Origin of the sequence: Mycobacterium sp. (assembly GCF_039583785.1) — a bacterium.
In the GTDB taxonomy this organism is placed as follows: Bacteria; Actinomycetota; Actinomycetes; order Mycobacteriales; family Mycobacteriaceae; genus Mycobacterium.
In genome coordinates this window covers 1-2,718 of sequence record NZ_JAVKSG010000165.1, presented here as the reverse complement: position 1 = coordinate 2,718, position 2,718 = coordinate 1, and the positions used below count along the sequence as shown (strand labels likewise).

The 2,718-nt window shown below is 66.4% G+C and carries 3 protein-coding genes and 1 pseudogene; all 4 read right to left on the bottom strand.

The window, feature by feature from the left end; genetic code table 11:
- Positions 1–83: 83 nt before the first annotated feature.
- A complete protein-coding gene (locus ABDV69_RS20925) occupies positions 84–1,382 on the bottom strand; it encodes an alpha-amylase family glycosyl hydrolase (RefSeq protein WP_343577716.1) in 1,299 nt (432 codons plus the stop codon).
- Complete coding sequence (locus ABDV69_RS20920; RefSeq protein ID WP_343577715.1) at positions 1,379–1,858, bottom strand: nucleoside deaminase; 480 nt, start codon at positions 1,856–1,858, stop codon at positions 1,379–1,381. The genes ABDV69_RS20925 and ABDV69_RS20920 overlap by 4 nt, the downstream gene beginning before the upstream one ends.
- Before the next feature lie 27 nt (positions 1,859–1,885).
- Positions 1,886–2,422, bottom strand: a complete 537-nt coding sequence (locus ABDV69_RS20915; RefSeq protein ID WP_343577714.1) for an alkyl hydroperoxide reductase — start codon at positions 2,420–2,422, stop codon at positions 1,886–1,888.
- A 65-nt stretch (positions 2,423–2,487) separates the two neighbouring features.
- A pseudogene (locus ABDV69_RS20910) lies at positions 2,488–2,718 on the bottom strand (peroxiredoxin); the annotation flags it as partial.

The following is a 2,718-nucleotide window of genomic DNA, read 5'->3' as shown; positions in this document are numbered from 1 at the left end:
ACAGACGACAGCGGTGATTGCCTCGAGTTGCTGACCGACTACCACCGGGGCCAGCAAGACCCGCTGACGCTGCAGCGACTGGCCTAGACCGGCCGCAGAATCCGCCAGCCGTGCGGCTCGACCGACACCGTGGGAATGACCTCCGACGGCGGTGCACCGCTGCCGGCAATGACTTCTGCGGGGCCGGTATCCAACCGCAATCGCAGCGGAGTTTCGTCGATGTTCAGCGCGATGATCAAGGCCTGATCGCCGTGGCGGGCCTGGTAGACGTACTGCCGGTTGTCCAGCCGCAACGCCGACGTCGATGCGGCGTGCAGCCACGGGTGCCGTCGGCGCAGACCGACCAGATATTGATGCAGCGGCCAGATCTCGACCCCGAGGGCATCGAGTGAGATTGGGGGAGAGCCGAATTCGGGCCGCACCGCGTCGTCACCACCGAACCGCTCCTCTTTGACACCGCGGTAGCCGAACTCGTCACCGGCATAGATGCTGGGCACCCCACCGACCGTCATCAGGACGACGAGCGCGTGGGCGAGATAGTCTGGGCGCTCGAGCCGGCTGGCGATGCGCGTGACGTCGTGGTTGCCCAAGAAGGTCAGCGGCGCGAAAGTCTTCTGAAAGTCGTTGTGCCGCTGCAGCGCATGATCCAGCTCGAAGAAGTTACCGTCGTTGAGACCACTCCAGATCGCTTTCCACAACTCGTACTGGGTTGCCGAGTCGAATCCGGTGTCGCGCACCACCGCGGCGTAGTCGCCGTGAATCAGTTCTCCGACAATCCAGGCATCCGGATGCGACTGACGGACCTTCGGCAGCACCGACATCCAGAAATGTTGCGGCACAGCGTAAGCCGCGTCCAGTCGCCACCCGTCCGCGCCGCGGCCCAGCCAGTGTGACATCACTTCGGCGGTATAGTCGGCAACCTCGGGGTTGTCGTGGTTCAGCGTCAGCAGTCCGTCGTGACCTTCGAAGGTGTGGAAACGGCCCGGTCGGCCGCGGAACCAGCGCGCAGCCGCCTCGTCATCCAAAGCCTCTCGGTAACGCGGGAAATCGGTGCCGACATGGTTGAACACCCCATCCAGCAGCACCCGCAACCCGTGCTGCCGCGCCTCGGCGATCAGGAAGTCGAAGTCGTCGTCGTCACCGAGGCGCGGGTCGATGCGGTAGTGGTCGGCGGTGTCGTAGCCGTGCGTGCGCGCGGCGAAGATCGGCCCGAGCGCGATTCCGGAAGCGCCCAACTCGATCGCGTGATCGAACCATTCGACCAGGCGCCGCAGTCGGTGCTCGCGAGCATCGGGGGGAGCGGGCGCCGGGAACGCACCCACAAAGCCCAGCGGATAGACCTGCCACCAGATCACCTGCTCGACCCAGGCGGGTCCGCTCATCGTCGGTACCTGACCTCGTACAGCGCTTTCATCTCCTCGTCGAACTCGGGCACCGGACCGTCGACCACGACCCGGGGCACCACCGTGTTGATCGGCAGCATGGCCACCGGCGGCGCCGTCGCGTGCCATTCGGTCAGCCACGACGTCAGCTGGTCGTTCGCCGTCGCGTACACGATGCGCCCCAGCCCGGCCCATGCGTGCGCGGCCGCACACATCGGGCAGTGCTCGCAGGACGTGTACAGCGTGGTGCGAACGCGGTGCACCGGAGCCACATTCGCCACGCTCCACCGGATGACACCGAGTTCGGCGTGCAGGGTCTGATCACGGTCGGTGACGCGATTGTGGTCCTCGTACAACGTCTGACCGTCGGCGCCCACCAGCACCGCACCGAACGGGCCGTGGCCGGCTTCCAGTGCGGCGCGGGCAAGCTCGACGCAGCGTCGCAGGTGCTGCAGATCGACGTCGTTGACGACCACAAGCCCGGAGTCTACGGGCCGGAGGGGCTAGCCGGCGGTCGCCGGCGGGTGGGCGGTGATGATCGCCTGGGCGACACCGGCGACGATTGCGGCCGCCTTCAGCGCCTCCAGGATCACGTCGCGCTCGACACCGGCCTCGCGCAGGGTGTGCTCGTGAGCGGTGACGCAGTGTCCACACCCGTTGATCGACGACACGGCGAACGACCACAACTCGAAGTTCGCCTGGTCGACGCCCGGGTTGCCGATGATGTTCATCCGCAGCCCCGGGCGTAGGTCGTCGTATTTGCCGTCGAGGAACCCGCGACCGCGATAGAACACGTTGTTCATGCCCATGATCGACGCGGCGCCCAGTGCCGCCTGGTAGGCCTCGGCGGACAGTTCGTCGGCGGCCTCAGCGCTAATCTGGGCCAGCACCTCGGTGTTTCGCGTCGCCGCGGCACTGGCCAGCAGCGTGCCCCACAGCTGTTCGGTGTTGAGCACGGTGCTGCGGCTGATCGAGCCGAGGTTGAGCTTGAGATCCTTGGCGTACTCAGGCAGCGACTCTTTCAGGTTGTCGATACTCATGTGCACCCCTCCTCCTCGTCGCTTCGCTCCGCATCGTCAGCGGCGCAACTCATCAGGTCCCCCGATCAGGCCGATGCCTTCAGCAGCTCGCCGGCGTCCAGCGTGGGGTCGCCTTTACGCCAGTTGCACGCGCACAGCTCGTCGGACTGCAGGGCGTCGAGCACGCGCAGCACCTCGTCGACGTTGCGGCCCACCGAGCCGGCGGTCACCGAGACGAACTGGATTTCGTTGTTCGGGTCGACGATATAGGTGACACGGTCGGCGACGCCGTCCTTGTTCAGCGCGCCGGTGGCCTC

What these genes read in the sequence shown, in the direction of transcription:
- ABDV69_RS20925 (WP_343577716.1), bottom strand. Translation starts at nt 1,382, where the DNA reads ATGAGCGGACCCGCCTGGGTCGAGCAGGTGATCTGGTGGCAGGTCTAT.
- ABDV69_RS20915 (WP_343577714.1), bottom strand. Translation starts at nt 2,422, where the DNA reads ATGAGTATCGACAACCTGAAAGAGTCGCTGCCTGAGTACGCCAAGGAT.